Source organism: Desulfitobacterium dichloroeliminans LMG P-21439 (assembly GCF_000243135.2).
GTDB classification, from domain to species: Bacteria; Bacillota; Desulfitobacteriia; order Desulfitobacteriales; family Desulfitobacteriaceae; genus Desulfitobacterium; species Desulfitobacterium dichloroeliminans.
Genome location: NC_019903.1, coordinates 1,472,390 through 1,490,521, shown reverse-complemented (window position 1 = coordinate 1,490,521; position 18,132 = coordinate 1,472,390). Strand labels below are relative to the sequence as shown.

17 protein-coding genes and 1 pseudogene are annotated in these 18,132 nt (G+C 41.3%); 3 read left to right on the top strand and 15 right to left on the bottom strand.

The annotated features are described in order from the left end of the window. Window positions 1–110: 110 nt before the first annotated feature. Both vanS and vanR read right to left on the bottom strand, forming a co-directional pair. Window positions 111–1,253 (bottom strand): vancomycin resistance histidine kinase VanS, encoded by a 1,143-nt coding sequence (vanS, locus tag DESDI_RS07075; RefSeq protein WP_427846161.1) that lies wholly within the window; start codon window positions 1,251–1,253, stop codon window positions 111–113. After that, window positions 1,231–1,929 carry a VanR-ABDEGLN family response regulator transcription factor gene (vanR, locus tag DESDI_RS07070; protein ID WP_015261951.1) on the bottom strand — a complete coding sequence of 233 codons (699 nt, stop codon included), beginning with the start codon at window positions 1,927–1,929 and terminating at the stop codon, window positions 1,231–1,233. Before vanR ends, vanS begins: the two co-directional genes overlap by 23 nt. Window positions 1,930–2,190: 261 nt before the next feature. Between vanR and DESDI_RS07065 the strand changes: the two genes are divergently transcribed. Further along, window positions 2,191–3,261, top strand: coding sequence for an HD-GYP domain-containing protein (locus DESDI_RS07065; RefSeq protein ID WP_015261950.1), 1,071 nt, complete (start codon window positions 2,191–2,193; stop codon window positions 3,259–3,261). A gap of 155 nt (window positions 3,262–3,416) precedes the next feature. Here the strand turns inward: DESDI_RS07065 and DESDI_RS07060 are convergent, their stop codons facing one another. From DESDI_RS07060 to DESDI_RS07050, 3 genes are all read right to left on the bottom strand, one after another. Next, on the bottom strand, window positions 3,417–3,656 hold the full coding sequence (locus DESDI_RS07060; protein WP_015261949.1) for a DUF2922 domain-containing protein: 240 nt from the start codon (window positions 3,654–3,656) through the stop codon (window positions 3,417–3,419). Between the two features lie 36 nt (window positions 3,657–3,692). Beyond that, the gene (locus DESDI_RS07055; RefSeq protein ID WP_015261948.1) at window positions 3,693–3,920 is read right to left on the bottom strand and encodes a DUF1659 domain-containing protein; all 228 of its coding nucleotides are present in this window, start codon (window positions 3,918–3,920) and stop codon (window positions 3,693–3,695) included. 82 nt (window positions 3,921–4,002) lie between these two features. Then, the gene (locus DESDI_RS07050; RefSeq protein WP_015261947.1) at window positions 4,003–4,737 is read right to left on the bottom strand and encodes a DUF3102 domain-containing protein; all 735 of its coding nucleotides are present in this window, start codon (window positions 4,735–4,737) and stop codon (window positions 4,003–4,005) included. Window positions 4,738–5,043: 306 nt separating this feature from the next. Between DESDI_RS07050 and DESDI_RS07045 the strand changes: the two genes are divergently transcribed. Then, window positions 5,044–5,406 (top strand): BlaI/MecI/CopY family transcriptional regulator, encoded by a 363-nt coding sequence (locus DESDI_RS07045; RefSeq protein ID WP_015261946.1) that lies wholly within the window; start codon window positions 5,044–5,046, stop codon window positions 5,404–5,406. A gap of 2 nt (window positions 5,407–5,408) precedes the next feature. Continuing rightward, the gene (locus tag DESDI_RS07040) at window positions 5,409–7,235 is read left to right on the top strand and encodes a M56 family metallopeptidase (protein ID WP_015261945.1); all 1,827 of its coding nucleotides are present in this window, start codon (window positions 5,409–5,411) and stop codon (window positions 7,233–7,235) included. 63 nt (window positions 7,236–7,298) lie between these two features. Here the strand turns inward: DESDI_RS07040 and DESDI_RS07035 are convergent, their stop codons facing one another. The 10 genes and pseudogenes from DESDI_RS07035 to DESDI_RS06990 form a co-directional block, all read right to left on the bottom strand. After that, complete coding sequence (locus tag DESDI_RS07035) at window positions 7,299–8,909, bottom strand: type I restriction-modification system subunit M (RefSeq protein WP_015261944.1); 1,611 nt, start codon at window positions 8,907–8,909, stop codon at window positions 7,299–7,301. 15 nt (window positions 8,910–8,924) lie between these two features. Then, on the bottom strand, window positions 8,925–10,151 hold the full coding sequence (locus tag DESDI_RS17590) for a restriction endonuclease subunit S (protein ID WP_015261943.1): 1,227 nt from the start codon (window positions 10,149–10,151) through the stop codon (window positions 8,925–8,927). Next, window positions 10,148–11,149: a virulence RhuM family protein gene (locus DESDI_RS07025; protein ID WP_015261942.1), complete on the bottom strand. Its 1,002-nt coding sequence runs from the start codon at window positions 11,147–11,149 to the stop codon at window positions 10,148–10,150. The genes DESDI_RS17590 and DESDI_RS07025 overlap by 4 nt, the downstream gene beginning before the upstream one ends. A 29-nt stretch (window positions 11,150–11,178) precedes the next feature. Next, the gene (locus DESDI_RS07020; protein WP_015261941.1) at window positions 11,179–14,388 is read right to left on the bottom strand and encodes a type I restriction endonuclease subunit R; all 3,210 of its coding nucleotides are present in this window, start codon (window positions 14,386–14,388) and stop codon (window positions 11,179–11,181) included. Further along, the gene (locus DESDI_RS07015; protein ID WP_015261940.1) at window positions 14,385–14,957 is read right to left on the bottom strand and encodes a restriction endonuclease subunit S; all 573 of its coding nucleotides are present in this window, start codon (window positions 14,955–14,957) and stop codon (window positions 14,385–14,387) included. The genes DESDI_RS07020 and DESDI_RS07015 overlap by 4 nt, the downstream gene beginning before the upstream one ends. Before the next feature lie 188 nt (window positions 14,958–15,145). Further along, window positions 15,146–15,436: pseudogene (locus tag DESDI_RS07010) on the bottom strand (DUF2200 domain-containing protein); the annotation flags it as partial. Further along, window positions 15,399–15,827, bottom strand: a complete 429-nt coding sequence (locus tag DESDI_RS07005; RefSeq protein ID WP_051015672.1) for an iron chaperone — start codon at window positions 15,825–15,827, stop codon at window positions 15,399–15,401. The gene DESDI_RS07005 and the pseudogene DESDI_RS07010, both read right to left, overlap by 38 nt. A 44-nt stretch (window positions 15,828–15,871) precedes the next feature. After that, window positions 15,872–16,789 (bottom strand): RluA family pseudouridine synthase, encoded by a 918-nt coding sequence (locus DESDI_RS07000; protein ID WP_015261938.1) that lies wholly within the window; start codon window positions 16,787–16,789, stop codon window positions 15,872–15,874. Between the two features lie 369 nt (window positions 16,790–17,158). Beyond that, window positions 17,159–17,527 (bottom strand): DUF488 domain-containing protein, encoded by a 369-nt coding sequence (locus DESDI_RS06995; protein WP_015261937.1) that lies wholly within the window; start codon window positions 17,525–17,527, stop codon window positions 17,159–17,161. Between the two features lie 143 nt (window positions 17,528–17,670). Further along, window positions 17,671–18,090, bottom strand: coding sequence for a DUF1801 domain-containing protein (locus DESDI_RS06990; protein WP_015261936.1), 420 nt, complete (start codon window positions 18,088–18,090; stop codon window positions 17,671–17,673). Window positions 18,091–18,132 lie beyond the last annotated feature (42 nt).

Sequence of the window (18,132 nt, the reverse complement as noted above, 5' to 3'; positions counted from 1 at the left end):
AGAAATGGCCTATTGATGGAAATCGTATTAAAAAGATTCTCCTTCAAAAACCGAATCTAAAAAGGGCATCGCAAGCTACTTTAAAAAAGTAGTTTTGCGACACCCCTTGCTTACTTCTGCGGAAGCACGACTGTAAATACAGTCTTCTCGGAATTACTTTGTACGAAAATATTGCCGCCATGGGCGTTGACGATTTCTTGGGCAATAGCCAGTCCCAGCCCGGCACCGCCTGTAATGGTAGAACGAGAAGTGTCCAACCGGAAAAACTTCTCAAATATTGTTTGCAGTTTTTCTGGAGGGATAGGGTTACCTTGATTCGTAAACGTTATTACGATATCTTCATCCTGCTCCCTGGCGGAAATATCGATGACGCTGTCTTCATAGCTATAGGCTATCGCATTTTTCAGGATGTTATTGAACACACGGGCCAGCTTGTCAGCATCTCCCCACAGAGTGAGAGCGTCAGGCACCTTAACTGTCACCTGCTTTCCTTGGGGGGCCAGCATGGGATAGAATTCATCAGCCATCTGCTCGAGCATGAACAGCAATTTGATTTCTTCTTTGCTTAAAACAATAGTTTGCAGATTAAATCTGGTGATCTCAAAAAACTCATTGATAAGCTGCTCTAAGCGATAAGCTTTTTCCAAGGTAATACCGACGTATTTCGCCTTCTGTTCAGAAGGCATATCCGGAGCTTCATCCAGAAGACTTAGGTAGCCTATAACGGAGGTCAGCGGTGTCTTTATATCATGAGCCAAGTAAACGACTAAATCGTTTTTGCGCTGCTCGGCCTCAAGGGCGGCTTTCTGTTGTTTTTCCAAGTTGTCTTTTATCTGATTAAGCTTTTTCTCCATAAAATCCAATTCCGGTGCTAAGGTAATATCTGCAGCGGATCCCTCCGTGAGTTTATCCATGCCGGAGCTAATTTCATCAAAATATTTTGTGAACCAAGAAACGGAAAACCGAAAAAGGATAACTAAGAAGATGAGGATTACAAGAAAAAGAATCATATCTAAGTTATTACGAATCATCAACTGATAGACTGTATGTGCCTCCCAATCTCGAAAACGAAACGTGCTGATTAACATTTTAACGATAAGATTGCCGATCTCTCCCCACAGAAGAAAGCGCAAAAGAAATACAGACACGACAGCAACGATTGTAATCAGAAGCATTTGCCCAAATACTTTCCTTTTCAATCTCGAATAGTCATTCTTTCTTATATCGCTTTTACTTTTCAATTTTATAGCCAACCCCCCATACGGTTTTGATATATTTAGGATGTTCTGCATTATCGCCCATTTTTTCTCGCAAATGTCGGATATGAACCATTACCGTATTATTGCTATTGGTGAAATACTTGTCGCTCCATACTTCTTGGAATAATTCTTCTGATCGAACCACCCGTCCACGATTGGAACAAAGAAACCAAAGAATGGCAAACTCTGTAGGGGTGAGAGATAGCTTTTTCTCATTCAGGGTACATTCATGAGTATCCATGTCCAATACCAAGCCGGAAAAGGCAATCAAGTGTTCATCCTTGTTTTGCTCAGTAGAATTATATTTTGTAAATCGCCGTAGCTGTGCCTTCACACGGGCAATAAGCTCCAAAGGGCGAAACGGCTTAGTGATATAGTCGTCCGCCCCTAAGGTCAGCCCGGTAATCTTATCGATTTCTTCTTCTTTGGCGGTCAGCATGATAACGGGGAAATTATGCTTTTCTCGGATTTGTTGACAGATTGAAAAGCCATCAATATCCGGTAGCATGACATCCAAGATGGCAAGGTCTAGTTTTTCATTTTCTATACAGTTAAGGGCATCCCTGCCCTTATAAAATTTAAAGATTTTATAGTTCTCATTTTTTAAATAAACTTCAACCAAATCCGCAATAGCTTGTTCATCATCAACCACTAAAATATTGGCAGCCAAAACGTCATCTTCTTTCTTTTAAGCATTTACCCCCATACTTATTATACCGCAAAGCAGAAAATCCATTTTATAGTTTTTAGCTTAGGAAAATCTTAAGAAATACTTAATGTTCTGGTGCTCTTTGAGTAAATCTCCTTTTAAACAATAATTGCAATAGTTTACAAATTTCAAGAGGATTTGGGAAATTCTTGGCGAATTTCTATATACTATAAATTTATAACATTATAAGGAATTATTATAAACTGAACTGGGGTAATATAAATGCGTTTGGTGAATATTGCGTATGTAGTTGAAGGTTCTGTGCTTGCAAGACCTTTGATAGCACCTAATGGCAAAGTACTTTTACAGGCGGGAATAACACTATCAAGAAGTTATATCGATAAATTAGCTCGCCTGGGTTTAGATACGATGTTCATCGAGGATGCAACTTTTGAAGATGTTGAGATAACTTCAGCTGTGTCCTTAAAGACTCGTGAAGTTGCTTACGCAGCTATTCTTAACTTAAGTAAGAATATCGATGAGTCACGGCTTCGTTCAGGTAAGTTGGATGGGGTTAAGAATGCTGTTCGAAATATCATCGGCGACCTTCTTGATAACAAAGGATTACTAGGTAATATAATTGAGATTCAAGGGCATGACGATTATACCTTTCATCATTCTGTAAATACAACGATTATTGCTTTACTTATGGGGATTTCCATGGGTTGGTCAGATAATAAATTATTTGAGCTCGGAATGGGTGTACTCATGCATGATGTAGGAAAGATCAAGATTCCAGAAGAAATCTTCAATAAAGTGGGGCCTTTAACGCTGGAGGAGTTCGATGAGATCAAGAAGCATTCGGAATACGGGTTCCAGATTCTACGAAAAAACCGTGATATCAATATTGTCTCAGCTCATGTAGCCCTTCAACATCAGGAACGCTGGGATGGTAGCGGCTATCCGAGGGGGTTAAAAGGAACTCAAATCCATGAATATGCGAGAGTAACAGCTGTTGCGGATGTATATGAAGCACTTACCAGCAAAAGAATTTATCGCAACGCCCATCAGCCCTATGAGGCTTATGAATATTTAATTGCCAATTCTGATTGGCTCTTTGAACCATTATTAGTGCAGAAGGTCTTTCCTAAATGCATTACTCCCTATCCCACTGGGACAGGAGTCCGCTTAAGCAACGGACAACGGGGTAATGTGGTAAAACAAAATCCCAACTTCCCAACTCGTCCTTATGTGCGGATGACTCATGATTTTTATAGTCGCCTATTTTCGCCTATTGATTATAACCTAGTAGAACATCCTTCACTGATGATTGTTGGAATCGAGAATAGATAATCATGATTTCGTCAGAAAATATCCGAAGCTAATGGCTGGGGACAAGTTCCTTCACCCATCCATCAAGTAAGGCACTCTACGCTATTTATAGCATAGGGTGCCTTGCTTGTAAAAACTCTATCCCGCTCTTCACCCTTTAAGCAGACATTGCCCGCTTACCCTTGCGGAGGATCATAGAGATCACTGGTCGTTGTGTCGATGACCTTTATATCCCTTATCCCTGAAAGGGTGCCGTGTGCCGTTAAAAATATCTCGCCGGCAATTACCGAATTCATGACGTCCATGGCATCATTCAAAATAATATCCTCACGTGGTTGGGGAACCGTTATCGTGAACGTGTTCCCGTCGCTGGTTGTGAAGGATAGCCTTCCTGTTCTGGTCGTAGTCACAGCCAAATGAAGCACCTCCCTTCCCTTGTATTTTTCCCAAGCTTACACCTCGTCGATTAATTCCTGAGTTCTGCGGAAATAGACGTCCAAGAGGGTATACTCGGAAAGGCTGAAGATGGCGTTAGCCGCATCATAGACAGCTTGTTCAGAGGCATCATAGGCAATATTGTTCAGGGTCCGCTGCCTAGTGACCGGATCACCGGTGGGACTGAGGCCAGTCTGATAAACCAATACCAGAGCCGCCCCGGATGGTGTAGCAACAACAGGCAATATAATCTCTCCTTTCACCAAAGTGACAAGCTAAGTTGTCCTACAAACATACTATGGACTTGTCCTGCGAAAGGTTCCGAAATCAACGGATGAATTTTAGGGGTTTTGGGGCGGGCGGCCACTCCTTAATCGTCTCAGCAATGGATTCAAGCAGCTTCTGGGCCTCTTTTCTTTTTTCCTCTTTCAACCTCGCATCAAGATGCGTCAGATTGGTAAGTGCTGTCGTCAGCTCGAAGAAGGTGGTGCTGATGGTTTTACAACAGGCATCACAACGTTCCACATACTTAGCAGGAGCGTTAGGATCAATCTCCGTTGGGAGATTGTGAGTCGGCAAGGCGTTATTGCTTGCCGGAGGGGCATTACCTATTTTGTTTTCCTGAGGGATCTGCTCTTTCTCCTGCTTAGTGTGATCTCTATCCCTCAGAGCCTGTTGTAGCTCCTGTTTCGTCATGGTAGCCACATCGTTCTTAGCAATGAATTCCTCCCGCTCACCTTCTGGCAAACCCAATAGGAGAAGGGCTTGGGTGTATGTCAAATTTGGCACTGGTGCCAAATTTGACGTGCCCGACCCGTCCGGTAAACTTGCCCCATACTCCTCGCAGATCCTTATCAGTCTACAGGCAGTACTCTGGGAGTAGCTTACGGACTCTTCTAGCCACTTTCCCCATTCCCCATGCTCGACCAAGCTTTTCGCTTCTTTCAGACGGCGGCCAATTTCAATGGCGTTGGTCAGGAGGATCTTTTTGGTTTGGTGGACAATCATATTTATTTCAGTCGCAATCACCTGTGGTGTTCGTTCGACCGATAAATCATTCACTCCACATACCCGTCCTTTCTTTAATCCGTATAATGATAGAGTATGCGGACAAGGTATGGAGGGTGAAATTGACAATTACTCTTCAGCGAATCCTTGTACCTTGGGGTAGGTCATTAATTATCAAAATTGGAGGCTTCCTAGAAAAACCTAGGGAGCCTCCAATTCGTTAAGGTAAATGTGTCTCCTGATTGGTGTGATATCTGTCCTTCTTAATTCCGTCAAATTTCTTCCTATCTGTTCATTGACAGCTCTGTCTAAATGCATTAGACTATATTTGTCTAATATCATTCGACAGGAGGTCTTCCCTTGGAACAATACAAGCTCGGGGAAATGGAACAACAGTTCGCTGACTTGATTTGGGCAAACGAACCAATCAACTCCCGTGCTCTTACAGAGCTTTGTGCTGTTGCATTTTCCTGGAAACGCACCACAACATATACAATGCTCAAACGGCTGTGTGAGCGGAATATCTTTGAAAATCAGAGCGGAACAGTTGTCGCGCTAATGAGTAAAAATGAATTCAAAGCTGCACAAGGAGAGCAATTTATAAACGAAACCTTTGACGGTTCCCTGCCCCAGTTTTTCGCTGCCTTTACCCGTCGTAACAAGCTAAGTGACCGGGAAATCAATGAGCTTCAGCAATTAATCAATGAGCACAAGGAGGAATAATCTTGCTGGACAATTTATTTTTGCAAATACTCAATATGAGCTTCACAGCTAGCATTGTGATCCTATTTGTGCTTGTCGCTAAGCTTCCTCTCAAAAAAGCGCCTAAGATTTTTTCTTATGCCTTGTGGAGCGTCGTGCTGTTTCGGCTGGTTTTCCCCTTCTCCTTTGAAAGCTTGCTGAGCCTACTACCTAGTAATCCTACCCCTATTTCCCATAAAATTCTGTATGCACAGACCCCTCAAATCAAGACGGGAATCGCGGGAATTGATAATGCCGTAAACTCCTCGCTGCCTGCTCCTTCCCTCGGGGCCAGTGTGAACCCGATGCAAATATGGACGTTTATCGGAGAATTCGTGTGGCTTGCCGGTATTGCTGTGCTTTTGCTTTATAGTGTAGTTTCGCTGCTACGGCTTCAAAACCGACTGAAAAATGCCGTCCATGAAAAGGAAAATGTTTACCTTGCGGAGCATTTGAATACACCCTTTGTATTAGGGATCATTCGTCCGAAAATCTATCTACCTAAAGCCCTTTCCCTTGATGAAAAGCAGTATATCCTTTTGCATGAACAGATACATATTCGGCGCTTTGACCACGTAATCAGGATGCTCAGTTTCCTTGTGCTCTGCGTCCACTGGTTCAACCCTTTAGTTTGGGTTGCATTTATCCTAAGCGGGAAGGACATGGAGATGTCTTGCGACGAAGCGGTCATCAGACGCCTTGGCAATGATGTAAAAAAGGACTATTCTTCTTCGCTGTTAGCACTTGCCACCGGCAGACACATTATTAGCGGTATTCCCCTTGCTTTCGGCGAAGGGGACACCAAGAGCAGAATAAAAAACGTGCTCAATTACAGGAAGCCTACGTTTTGGGTTATAGCTATCGCCGTGTTCATAGTGGTTGCTCTCTATGTGGGACTGATGACAAACCCAAAGTCTTCAACGACCTTTAACGGTTCTTCCTATCGTGTTGAAGAAATACTATACCAAGCGCCAATGTACTCCTTTGGTTATACATTGGATACTGCACCTCAGTTTTCTATTTCATCTGACTATGTGCTTTACAGTAAACAAATCACAGATGAAGATTGGATCATGCACAAAGGATTAAACCCTTATAAAATCAGCAGACAGCAGTTATATACACTGTTCAATCCACTCAATAACAAGGCTCATGAAGCAATCGACCAAGCCAAATTAATTTATCGTGCCGACGCAAACGATGCTAATCACACCTTCTATTTGGTAATTCAACTCAAGAATGGCGATGTACTATGGGCATTAGGGTATGATACTGAGGACAACCGCCACATTCGTTGGCTCTTTAGATTAGAGGAGATAGGGGACCGAAATGGCTTTAGTCTGACAGATCAGGAGGTCGCCTCCATGTTAGGGCTTTCTTCCTTCTCCGCATACTGCTTCTCCACTTATGAGATGGATAACGGACTGTATATCATCGGCTTCCTTGCCGATGGAAAGACGGAACAATCGGACATCGGTGCCGGCCTGTTTCAATTTAAAGCCGGAGAATACCAGCTCCTCAGTCGAACCATCCATAAAGGGCAGGCTCTGGTTCAGGACCGTATCGTTCTAGGATTGCTCATCGCCCCCTCCAACAAATATTATGACGTTGTATTGAGCAACAACGAGAATCTGGCAGAAATCAGACACGCCTCCGGTGGCGAAGCCATCAGCGAAAAAGTCGACCGTGTAAATCCGAGCATGACTGTGATAAAGCTGCCTGAAACATTGAGGGATACAAGGTATACCTTCTATGATGTAACCGGACAGCAAATCGAAGGTTATATCCCTGCAGAATCTACAAAAAAATAGAATCCTTTGCAGGCTACCCTGAAAATTATTCTCCTGAGCAGGAAGCAAAGGACCTAGCAGATTTTAACCGATTCTTGGCACATCAATACCCAATAATTTCAACTGTTCATGGATTTTAGCTTCAAGAGCAGCTATTTCTTGTTTATCTTGTTCTAATAGTTTATTCACTTCATCAAGGTCAATCTCTTCTTCTTTTTCAAACGCATCCACGTAACGAGGAATATTTAAGTTAAACTCGTTTTCTTTGATTTCTTTAAGTAATGCCACGTGAGCGTATTTATCTACATCCACACGATTCCGGTAAGTTTCAATAATCTTATTGATGTTTTTATCCGTAAGTTTATTTTGATTCTTACCTTTTTCAAACTCGTTACTTGCATCGATAAACAAAATTTCTTTTGTTTTACGATTTTTCTTGAATACTAATATCGTCGTTGGGATGGATACACCGTAAAACAAGTTAGCAGGTAACCCTATCACTGTATCAAGGTAGTTTTTCTCAATGATGGTTTGACGGATTGTACCTTCTGCCGCACCACGGAACAAGACACCGTGCGGTAATACAATCGCCATTGTTCCGGCATCATTCAGATGATACAGGCTGTGTAAAATGAATGCATAATCCGCCTTAGTTCTCGGAGCAAGTTTACCATAGTCGCTAAAACGTGGATCTTTTAGTTTCGTTTCGCTATTGTCCCAATGAGCAGAATAAGGAGGATTGGCAACTACGGCATCAAAAGAGCGCGGCTGGTCAATTCCTTTGGCATCGGGTCCATCAGGCCAATCCCTTTCCAGGGTGTCAGCATTAGACAGAGTCATATTATTAAATGAAACCCCATGCATCATCAGGTTCATACGAGCTAAGTTGTAGGTGGTGGTATTCTTTTCTTGACCAAAAAATTTAATCGCCCCTGGTTTATCTCCACCAGGCAACTCTTCTTGAACTGTTAACAGCAATGACCCAGAGCCACAAGTCGGGTCATACACCGAAAATGTATGATCTGACTCTTCTACACCATCAGTTACGATTTTAGCTAAAATTATGGAGACTTCATGAGGTGTGTAGAATTCTCCACCTTTTTTACCTGCACTTGCGGCAAACTGACCGATTAGATATTCATAGATGGCGCCAAGAATATCTTGGCCATCTTCACCTTTGTAATTAATACCATCAACAAGCTTTACAATACGGTTAAGTGATTTCGCTCGTTCATTTGTAGAAGAGCCAAGACGAGAGTCACCGAGGTTGATGTCATTAAACACACCACGAAAATCTTTCACGGCTTCTCTGTTCAATTCAGCATTCTTATTAAAGTTATCGAAAATAGTTTGATAATCACTAGGAATCACCATGCTATTATCAATCTTTTGAACTAAAGACTCCCAAGTATCAAGAGGTGCAATAGCATAGCCTAAACTTGACGAAATATCTTCTAAGTAGTCATTCAAATCGTCACCGTTGGCTTGTTCTAAATAGACTTTATTGATCGATTCACCGGTGGCCATATCAATAACATTATTATCAATTAAATATCGTTCTTGATAATCGGACAGATACCGATAAAACATAAAAGCCAAAATATAGTTCTTGTATTCTGCGGCGTCCATGTTTCCCCTAAGCTCGTTCGCCATCGCCCACAGTTTTGTCGTAATGGTTTGTAGATTATTACTCATGCTGTTATTTTCCTCCTAGACAAACATTTGTTGTAGTAAAGCTTTCTTCTGTTTTTGCAGGTGTTCCAGCTTACGCTGATGAAGGGTGATAAGGTTGTCGAGACTTTCTAAATAAGTTGAAATACGCTCTTGTTCTTCAAACTTTGGAACTAAAATATTAATATTCCGGCAGACTTCCTGATTCAACTTTGGCTGTGCAGTACCAGTATTATATTGAACATAATCAAGTCGTTCCAAAGATTCACATATGAACCCATTGCAATAATTATCTTTGCTTTTTAGGACATGTGCATGGTTGTTAACCCAGTATTTTCCCCGTGCCATGAAGCATACACGATAATTTCTATCTATAATATTTGCACCATCTTCACTAAATAAAATCAATTCTTCATCAAACAAATAATCTTTCACATAGTCGATAATACCAGATGCTCCATAATACGGATATGGGCCTGACTCTCTTAGCCCAGACTCTAATGGTTTTCTTTGCTCATCAAAAAAATTAACAACCTCACTTAACTTACGCTGTTCCCAAGCGTCAGTGAATCCGGGGAAACGAACTTCCGGATAATCTTCGCCATCTTTCGGGAACATTTTTTGAAGCAGTCCAGCCTTCAAATTTTGCACGTTATTTAAGTTACGCTGATGAAGGGTGATGAGGTGGTCAAGGTTTTGGAAAAACCGTCCAATTTGTAGTTGTTCCTTTTCTGAATCTGGGTAAATGATGTCCGTGTTCTGTAGTGCCGACTTTGAGATAGATGAAATTTTTGCACCCTGTATTAGTGGTAATAACTGATCATGATAAGCGCTTGAATTTAAATAATATCCAAGATAACCAGTCGCAAATGTCTTGCTAGGTCTACATGGTAACGTATGTAATCCTGAGACAACACTCATACCATCTACTCCTTTGATTTCACTGCATTTCCCGACAGTTTCATCTTCCGCAGCATCAGCAATTATGACATCTCCGTTCTGTAATAATGATGCACTACTAGTTTTAAATTCATTGTTAGAAATGAACGGTATTTCCTCTGTTTCTACATCCAAAACTTCGCCAAACTTTATCAGCACATCCCCATAATGAATATTTTTTACTAAGCCTCTCTCATAATTTAAATCCGCTCTTGACAATGAATTGTTCTGTAAAAAAATAAAAATTTCAGAGAACTTCCGCTGTTCCCAAGCATCAATAAATCCAGGGAACCTTATCTTAGGCACATTTTCTTTGCTTCCACTCATTTCTGCTCTCCCTGTATCTTCTTAATTACTTTATCAAAATCCGATACTACTTTTTGATGCTTATCGAATTCTTTATATTCACCAATCGCCTTTTTCTTAGCTGTGCTATGGGAAATATGCCCATGCCCTTCCAGAATTTCATAGCGGTTGAACTTCAAGAATTCATCAATACTTGCCGCAAAATCCTGCATCCCCAATAAAGTTTCGTCTTCAAGCAGCCGCTCTACATAGTCAAAGTAAGCGGATACGTTACGCTCCAAACTCCGGATTTCTTTTTCTGATAGGTAATTCTTTGCCACTACAACATCCGACTGTAAGATTCGTCCGTCAGGTGAGTTCTTCCAAGAAGTAAGCCCCATATGTTCTTTGTCTTTATTGGCGCTATCATGAACAATTTCCGCAGCAGTTTTCCCTGTAATGGCATAATGAAACTTGTTTTGAATTGTCGCATAAAACTTCTTGGTGATATCCGAGTTCTTATCATAATCGAATGAAATTTCCGCAAAAACATCGGTTATCTGTTGCCATATCCGTCGTTCGCTTGCTCGAATGGAACGAACGGTCTCAATCAACTCACGGAAGTAATCCTTACCAAAAACAGCATTTCCTTGTTTCATACGTTCAACATCAATCTTAAAACCTTTTTGGATGTATTCTCTTAAGATATCCGTTGCCCAGATACGGAACTTCGTGGCTTTTTGCGAATTTACACGGTAGCCAATTGAGATAATCGCATCTAAGTTGTAATATTTTACTGGCTTTGTTTGTGTTTTTCCTTCCATTGCACCATGTTGAGTGGTATGTGCAATTTCTGCACTAACCACTTTTTCATCGAGCTCACCTGTCTCAAAAACATTTTTCAAATGGCGTGAAATTGATGTTCTATCCACGTCAAACAATTCTGCGATTGATTTTTGGGTCGCCCAAATCGTTTCATCCTGAACAAGAACTTCCACCTTTTCATCGGCATCATACATTAAAAATTGGATCTCGTTCATGATATCCCCCCTGTAATTCCTTCACCGTTTTAACTTTCCGCCAATTCATCGGCTAATTCGTAAATTGCATCACGCAAACCGTTTCGGTATTTTATCTTAGACAATGACTGTACTTCTTTATCATGTGCAAGAGTCTTATAGTCAGAACTTGCTTGAGCGATGATGTCGCGGATTTGGCCAGTATCATCTAAGTCTTGCAAGCCGTAGCGATGGCGACTAAATAACTCTCGCATCTCTGCACTGGTGATAATATCCGTGATTCCCCACTTCACCCGGAAGTCAAGAAACATTCGATCAAGGCTAACATTATTCGCCTGCTGGATGATTTGTTCACTGTCACTCAGTTTTGCAGGATATTTAAAATCAGAACCCGCCGGTGGGAAGTGACCTTTGATGATGGCCACTGCCGCATTCATAATCTTCGTCGCATAGTTGCGATCATCCAACCCATTGGCAAATTGGTTGATTCTCTCTTGGGTCTCTTTGGCCTCAACAGCTTTACCTTCGTGAACTTGGTTCAATAATTGTTCCACCAGTTCTGTAAGATAATCATAATCTACTTTAACATCCTTCACATGGGTCATCCGCAGTTCGATCTGATAAAAGGGGATTTTTTTCTCTTTAGCAATATGTGACTTAAGCTCATTGGTTAAGACTGTTGTCAACATGACTTCTTGCTCTGAGGTCATCCCTAACTTCTCTACTAACTCATCTGGATTTTCGTAGTTAAATCCGATTTTCTCACCCTCAACTTCTTCGGGATCATATTGCTTTAACTTTGCCATTCCTCTGTTATATTCACGAAGCAAATCAAGCATATTGTCCTTTTGTTTTTCAGAGGGTGGTAACTGTTGAAATTCAGTCGTCAAGCTACTCAGTTTACCAACTACTTCTTTCACTTCGCTAAACACATCTTCAAATGGTTTAGCGATGATACCGTCTTTTTGGTTAGACTCACGTTGTTCATCTTCAGATAAAATAGCTGAGTCTTTATTGGCATAAATGGCAAGGGCTTTATTCATCAACTTCTCGTTTTGTGCAGGCCAGCGGTAATTGACCACACGTCCCCAAGGCTTCTCTTGCATATCCGCAATACGGTTCGTTCTTGAATAGGCTTGGATTAACACAGCCCCTTTCAAGGTTCTATCCACATAAAGGGTGTTCAGTTCAGGGGCATCAAAGCCCGTTAATAATTGGTCTACCACAATAACCAAATCCAGGAATCTTCTGTCCGTCGCAGATTTATTTAAGCGTGAAGTCACGTCTTGGGTATATCCCGAAACATCATCCATCCCGAAAGATGTGCCAAATTCAGCATTATAAGCTTTAATGGCATCGTGCAACCCTTGATTTGTGGCAAGCATGCTATCATTATTCGATGTATTTTGACTGAAAGTAACGGCAACTTTTAAAGTCTGCGCGCCCTTCTTCCTATTTACTTCGTTGACACGCTTAAACTCATGAAAATACATCATCGCCATGGGCGTACTTGCTTTACCACCGCCTACATGAGTTGTGAACAGAGCATTATACTTGCCTTCATTAGAACGATTACGCCAATTTTTGAAAACATCTTCCACTACTAGCTTGACGTGATCCAGATTTTCATCATAGAAACTGGGTTCAATAGCATCATCCATATCTTCTTGTGAGAGATGGCTGATCTTCTCGTGAATTTGTTCTTCGCTCCATTTACGATAACGTTCACGGTAAAAGTCAGGAAGATAGTTTTCTTTCATTTGTTTTTCATCTATTGTTGTCTCAAAATCCACTTTGAAGCCCAAAACGTTGCGGTCGGCAATCGCTTCACGAATGGTATATGCGTGTAATAGTGGACCAAAAACTTCTTCTGTTCGCAGCCCAGTGGTTGTTTCATCAAACATGGGGGTTCCAGTATAACCAACCCACGCGGATTTCTTAAAGGCTTTTTGAATAGTTTTGAATGAGTCACCGCCTGTTGAACGGTGGGCTTCATCCACGATAAATACAATATTCTTATCAGGAGCTTTAAAGGATTTACGTTTCACCAAAGTATCCAACTTTTGAACGGAAGTCACAATAATACTATTGTCTTTACTTTTGAGCTTACGGCTCAAATCAGTCGTATTATTAGTGTTTTGAACGCTGCCCAAGGTGTCTTCTGTCGCATCAGGGTCATAGGCTTTGTAATTTTCATTGGTTTGCTTGGTTAAAGCGATCCGATCCACCACAAAGACAACCTTGTCCACTTTAGGCATACGGCTGGCCAGCCATGCGGTTTTAAAACTTGTAATGGTTTTTCCCGAGCCGGTTGTGTGCCAGATGTAACCGACTTTATTCATACCGAATTCAAAATCGACACGCTTAAGACTCTCGATAACATTTTGTGTGGCATACACTTGATAAGGACGCATCACCTTTAACATTTGTTTATTCTTTGTTCCGTCCAAAATCATGTAGTTGGTAGCCATTTGATGCGCCATGGGGATGGAAAGCATAGAATCCGCAAATTCCTTCCAGTTGCGTACAATGGTGTTATCGCTCTTACGTTGCCAGTTAAAAGCGAAGTCCTTATTAAACTTATCTGACGTAGTATTGGCCATATACTTTACGTTGTTTGGTGTGATTGCCACTAAAATTTGCAAGGTTGAAAAAATATCGCGATACTGGTTTTCATCAGCATATTGATGCATTTGATTGAGAGCATCATTGACATCCCGAGTGTCACGCTTTTCCTCAATTTGGATAATCGGCAGACCGTTAATCAAGAGAGTCGTGTCGAAATAGCAATTCCTTTTTCCAGTGATAACCGCTGGTCGATAAATCTGATTGACCACTTGATAAACTGTATCCCCTGCACCTATTTGTTTTTGATCAAAAACAGTAAGAAATACATGACGTCCATCGTCTAAATCAATCTCGATTTGGGATACACCATTTAATCCATACAAGAACTGCCCCGCTTTGTAAGGTGTCTGAATGTCCGAGATGATCTTCTTAACTTGATTAAATTCCACAGCACTTAAAGGATGATCAAGGGTGTTTTGATTGTGTTGTTCCAAGATCGCCTTAAAGTTATCCCAGAGTTGTGCTGTCGTTTTAATATTGGGTTCATATTTCCACAGTTTGGTTTTCACTACATAATCAACATGTGATTCTTTAGTAACAAAGTCACCGATGCCTTCCAGATGCTCCGGTTTGGTAATTGCGCCACTCGTAATGTATTGAATAAGTTCTGTTTCAAATTGATTCTCGTTCATTCACTAACCTCCCTTAGCTTTTCTAATACTATGGTGGTTTCTAAATTTGCCGCTCTATTTCTCAATGCTTCCAGCCGCAGTTGGTTGAAATAAAGTTCACCGATAATCCGCTGCTTTTCTAATGTTGGCAAATCCGGTAATTCAAGTTCTTTCAATTGTTTCAAAGTATATTTTAGAACTTGAGAACCCTGCAATCCCATTTGAAGCTGTTTCTTAATGGATTTATCTTCATTAAGTAAGTACACAAGAAATTTTGAATCGATATTTTTAACCGTTACTAATCTAACGTAGTTTTGCGTGTATAAATACCCTTTATGATTCGCGGCAACTGTAGTGGATTTTCCCGATATCAAACTAAAAACAACATCGCCTTTACATAGCGTATTTACCTTATTAAATGTTCTTACTCGTTTGCTGTCACTACCATTAGAAGCAATACCAACCAAATCTTCTTCAATATCCAGTTGTCCATAATAGGTGTAAAGTGGCGCTTTATCATCAAACGCTTCTTCAATCCTAAATTGCGGCGAACCACTCATGAATTCCACCACATCTTCTAATTTCTTCATGCAGATCCGTGCCTTTCTAAAATTAACCTATCTGCATTTTAGTACGCCTGCCTTAAATAGGCAAGTCTCATTCTTTATGAAATCACAATTGAAACTGTTGCTTATATTTTTATACAAAAATGGGCTATTGCTCAGCGAACTTTTCTGTTCGTTTTGCAATAGCCCCAGCTGCCTCATTTTCTCGATTCTCAACTTCTGAAAATCTTCTCCATTGGCTTGCCTTTTGCCAATTCGTCAACCAGTTTGTCAAGCCATCTGATTTTCTGCATAAGAGGGTCTTCGATTTCCTCGACGCGATGCCCGCAAATCACGCCTGTAATTTTGGTGGCGTTCGGGTTTATCTGCGGGGCTTCCTTAAAGAAGGTTTCGTAATCATTGTTCTTGGCAATTTGTGTTTCCAAACTTGAATCATTATATCCTGTCAACCAGCAAATTACAGCATCAACCTCGGATTTGGTGCGCCCTTTGCGCTCCGCCTTCCATTACTCTCCATCGCACGATGTCGGTGATAAGTTCATAATCAATCGGCTTGCCAAGGGGTAGCTGGATCGCACCCTTACTGGTCTTGTATCCAGCGAGCCGCTCCCCAAAATGGGATGTAGCTTCACCGCCAGGGTACAGCCCGATGTGTTTTTTGAAGGCTGCGAAGTGGATGAGATTCTCACCCTGCCAGAATGTCGGCATCTGCCACGAGATTTTCTCAGTAGCCTCTGGCGCAGCTGCGCGGATGGTTTCGCGAATACTTTGCAACAGAGGTCGCAGATCCTCCTGTTGTGCAGCTATGTATTCGTCAATGTTGTTCGGCTTCCCGCAAAAGTGACCTTGGTCCATGCTTTTGAATACACGACTGCATTTAGGGCATTTCCACATTTCATTCACGCTCCTTGTTATCGTGACGACACATAGCATCAATACTACCTACTATTGCCTTTGGCCGCTAACGTTTTAAAATTCTCCGGTACTTCCGTTTCAAAAAATAGTAATTGATTAGAAAATGGATGCCTAAGTTCCAGTTTGTGTGCATGCAACCCTAATCGCTTCAAGGGATTGGTTTTAGCACCATATTTGGTATCGCCCACGACGGAATGCCCTAGTTCCTTCATATGTACGCGGATTTGATTCTTACGACCTGTTTCCAGCTGTATATTCAACAGCGAATAGTTCGGGGTCTCATCGACTACCTGATAATTTGTAATAGCCTCCAAACCGCCCCCCGCCTTTTGGCTGGAATACACAAGCAGAGTCTTTGTTTCTTTGAGCCAGGAGTGAATTCTCCCGCTTTTTTCTCTTAAGCGTCCCTCCACCATTGCCACATAACCCCGTAGCGAGACAAGGCTTCCCCAATTATCTTGTAACGCCCGTTTTAGCTTTTCATTTTTTGCAAACATCAGCACCCCGGAGGTGTCCCGGTCCAAACGATGAACAATAAAAATACGGGCTTTCGGATTCGTCCGGCGCACATAATCTGTCAGCAGATGGTAAGCGGAAAGCCCATTTTTATGATCAGCTATAGCCAACAAGCCAGCGGGCTTATTGATTACGATCAAATCAGTATCCTCATAGATAATTTGCAGTTGCTCATTCTCTTTTTGCCCCCGAATGACCGAGCGAACAATCCCTACCCTCTGTTTTTCTTTCAGCGGGAAATCGTGCTGGGTAACAACACCCCCATCCACCGTAACCTGTTTGTGGATAAGCAACGACTTTATGTTATTTCTTGATTGATGGATTAATTTAAGTGTTAAAAAATCAAATAGATCGCTGGACTCTGTTACCACAAATTCTGCATTAGCTATCGTTTTACTTTTCTTGTTATCTTCATCTTGTGTCAATTAGCTTGCCAACTTTCTTCTTGAAAAAGTAAGGGGTTTACGAGCGAATGCGCACTACCCTTCATAGTGTTTTCTCTCCTTGTGTCGATAATACAAGTAGCGGTTAATATCTTCTATTCGCTCCTTACCATAATAAGTAATATGAATTACTTGATTATCTAGACGGGCAAAGATCTGTTTACTCTTTTCCCCCAATCAGCCGTTAAGGGGATGAACATCTCATCATGCAATTATTAGGATACCGTCATGATACCTTTCTCGATTCTTTCTCCCCTAAGTGCTCGCTTTATAGGAATGTTCTCGGGAGTAATTTACTTTAGGTTATTTCTTGACTGATTGATTGATCAACTTTAGTGTTTACGCGAGGATTTATAAAGATAAAACTTTAGCTTCCAGATATTCCTTTAAGATAATAGCATGGTTAACTTGAGGATCTTTTGCACCATACAACAGAGTAACCTTATTTTCCTTGCTTTGCAAAATGACCTGCCGGGCGGCTGCTTGCGCCTCGGTAGTGGCATCCAGTTCTTCCTGATAAAGCATGGCGAATTTCTCAAAATTTTCCGCTCTATGACCAAACCATATCCGAAGCTGATGGCTGGGGGCAAGTTCTTTCACCCATCCATCCAGGTGTGCGTTTTCTTTGGTAATACCACGTGGCCACAGACGGTCCACTAGCAAACGCATCCCATCACTTTCCTGAAAAGAATCATAAACCCTCTTTATTTGCAAGGCCATAGAAGTGCTCACCTCACTATCTTCCACAGAGGAACTGCTATGTTAATAGCATTATACCACGATATCTTGTGGAGCCCCGAATCCTCTACTCCGACGACATTGTTTATACCGCGTCAACTTAATCATTTATCACAATTGGCTATTCATTCTGGATATTTTTCTCTTACTAATTTGATAGAGAGTGTAATAAGCTTTTTTAATATTTCCGTATCAATATCTGATAATTTATTAACATAAACACACGATTTACCTTTAGTATGTTTGCCCAACTCATTTAACAATATTTCACTTTCGCGATCCCATAAGTCAAGGTATAAACTAATCTTTGCTTTTCGCGGAGAAAATCCTACAAGAAAAGCGTCTCCCTCATGACCCGAAGCATACTTGTAGTGATAGGAACCAAATCCAATCATGCTATCTCCCCACATTTTAGCTTCTAATCCCGTAGTTTCGGAAAAAACATCTAATAAGCGATATGCATCTTCTCTTTTCTTTGGATTCTCAACTTTTTCAATATATTCACTGACACTATTATCATTTACTTTTGTTTTTGCCTCATACATTGGAAATCCCTCCTTATACTTCTTCCACACCAATGCTTTGCT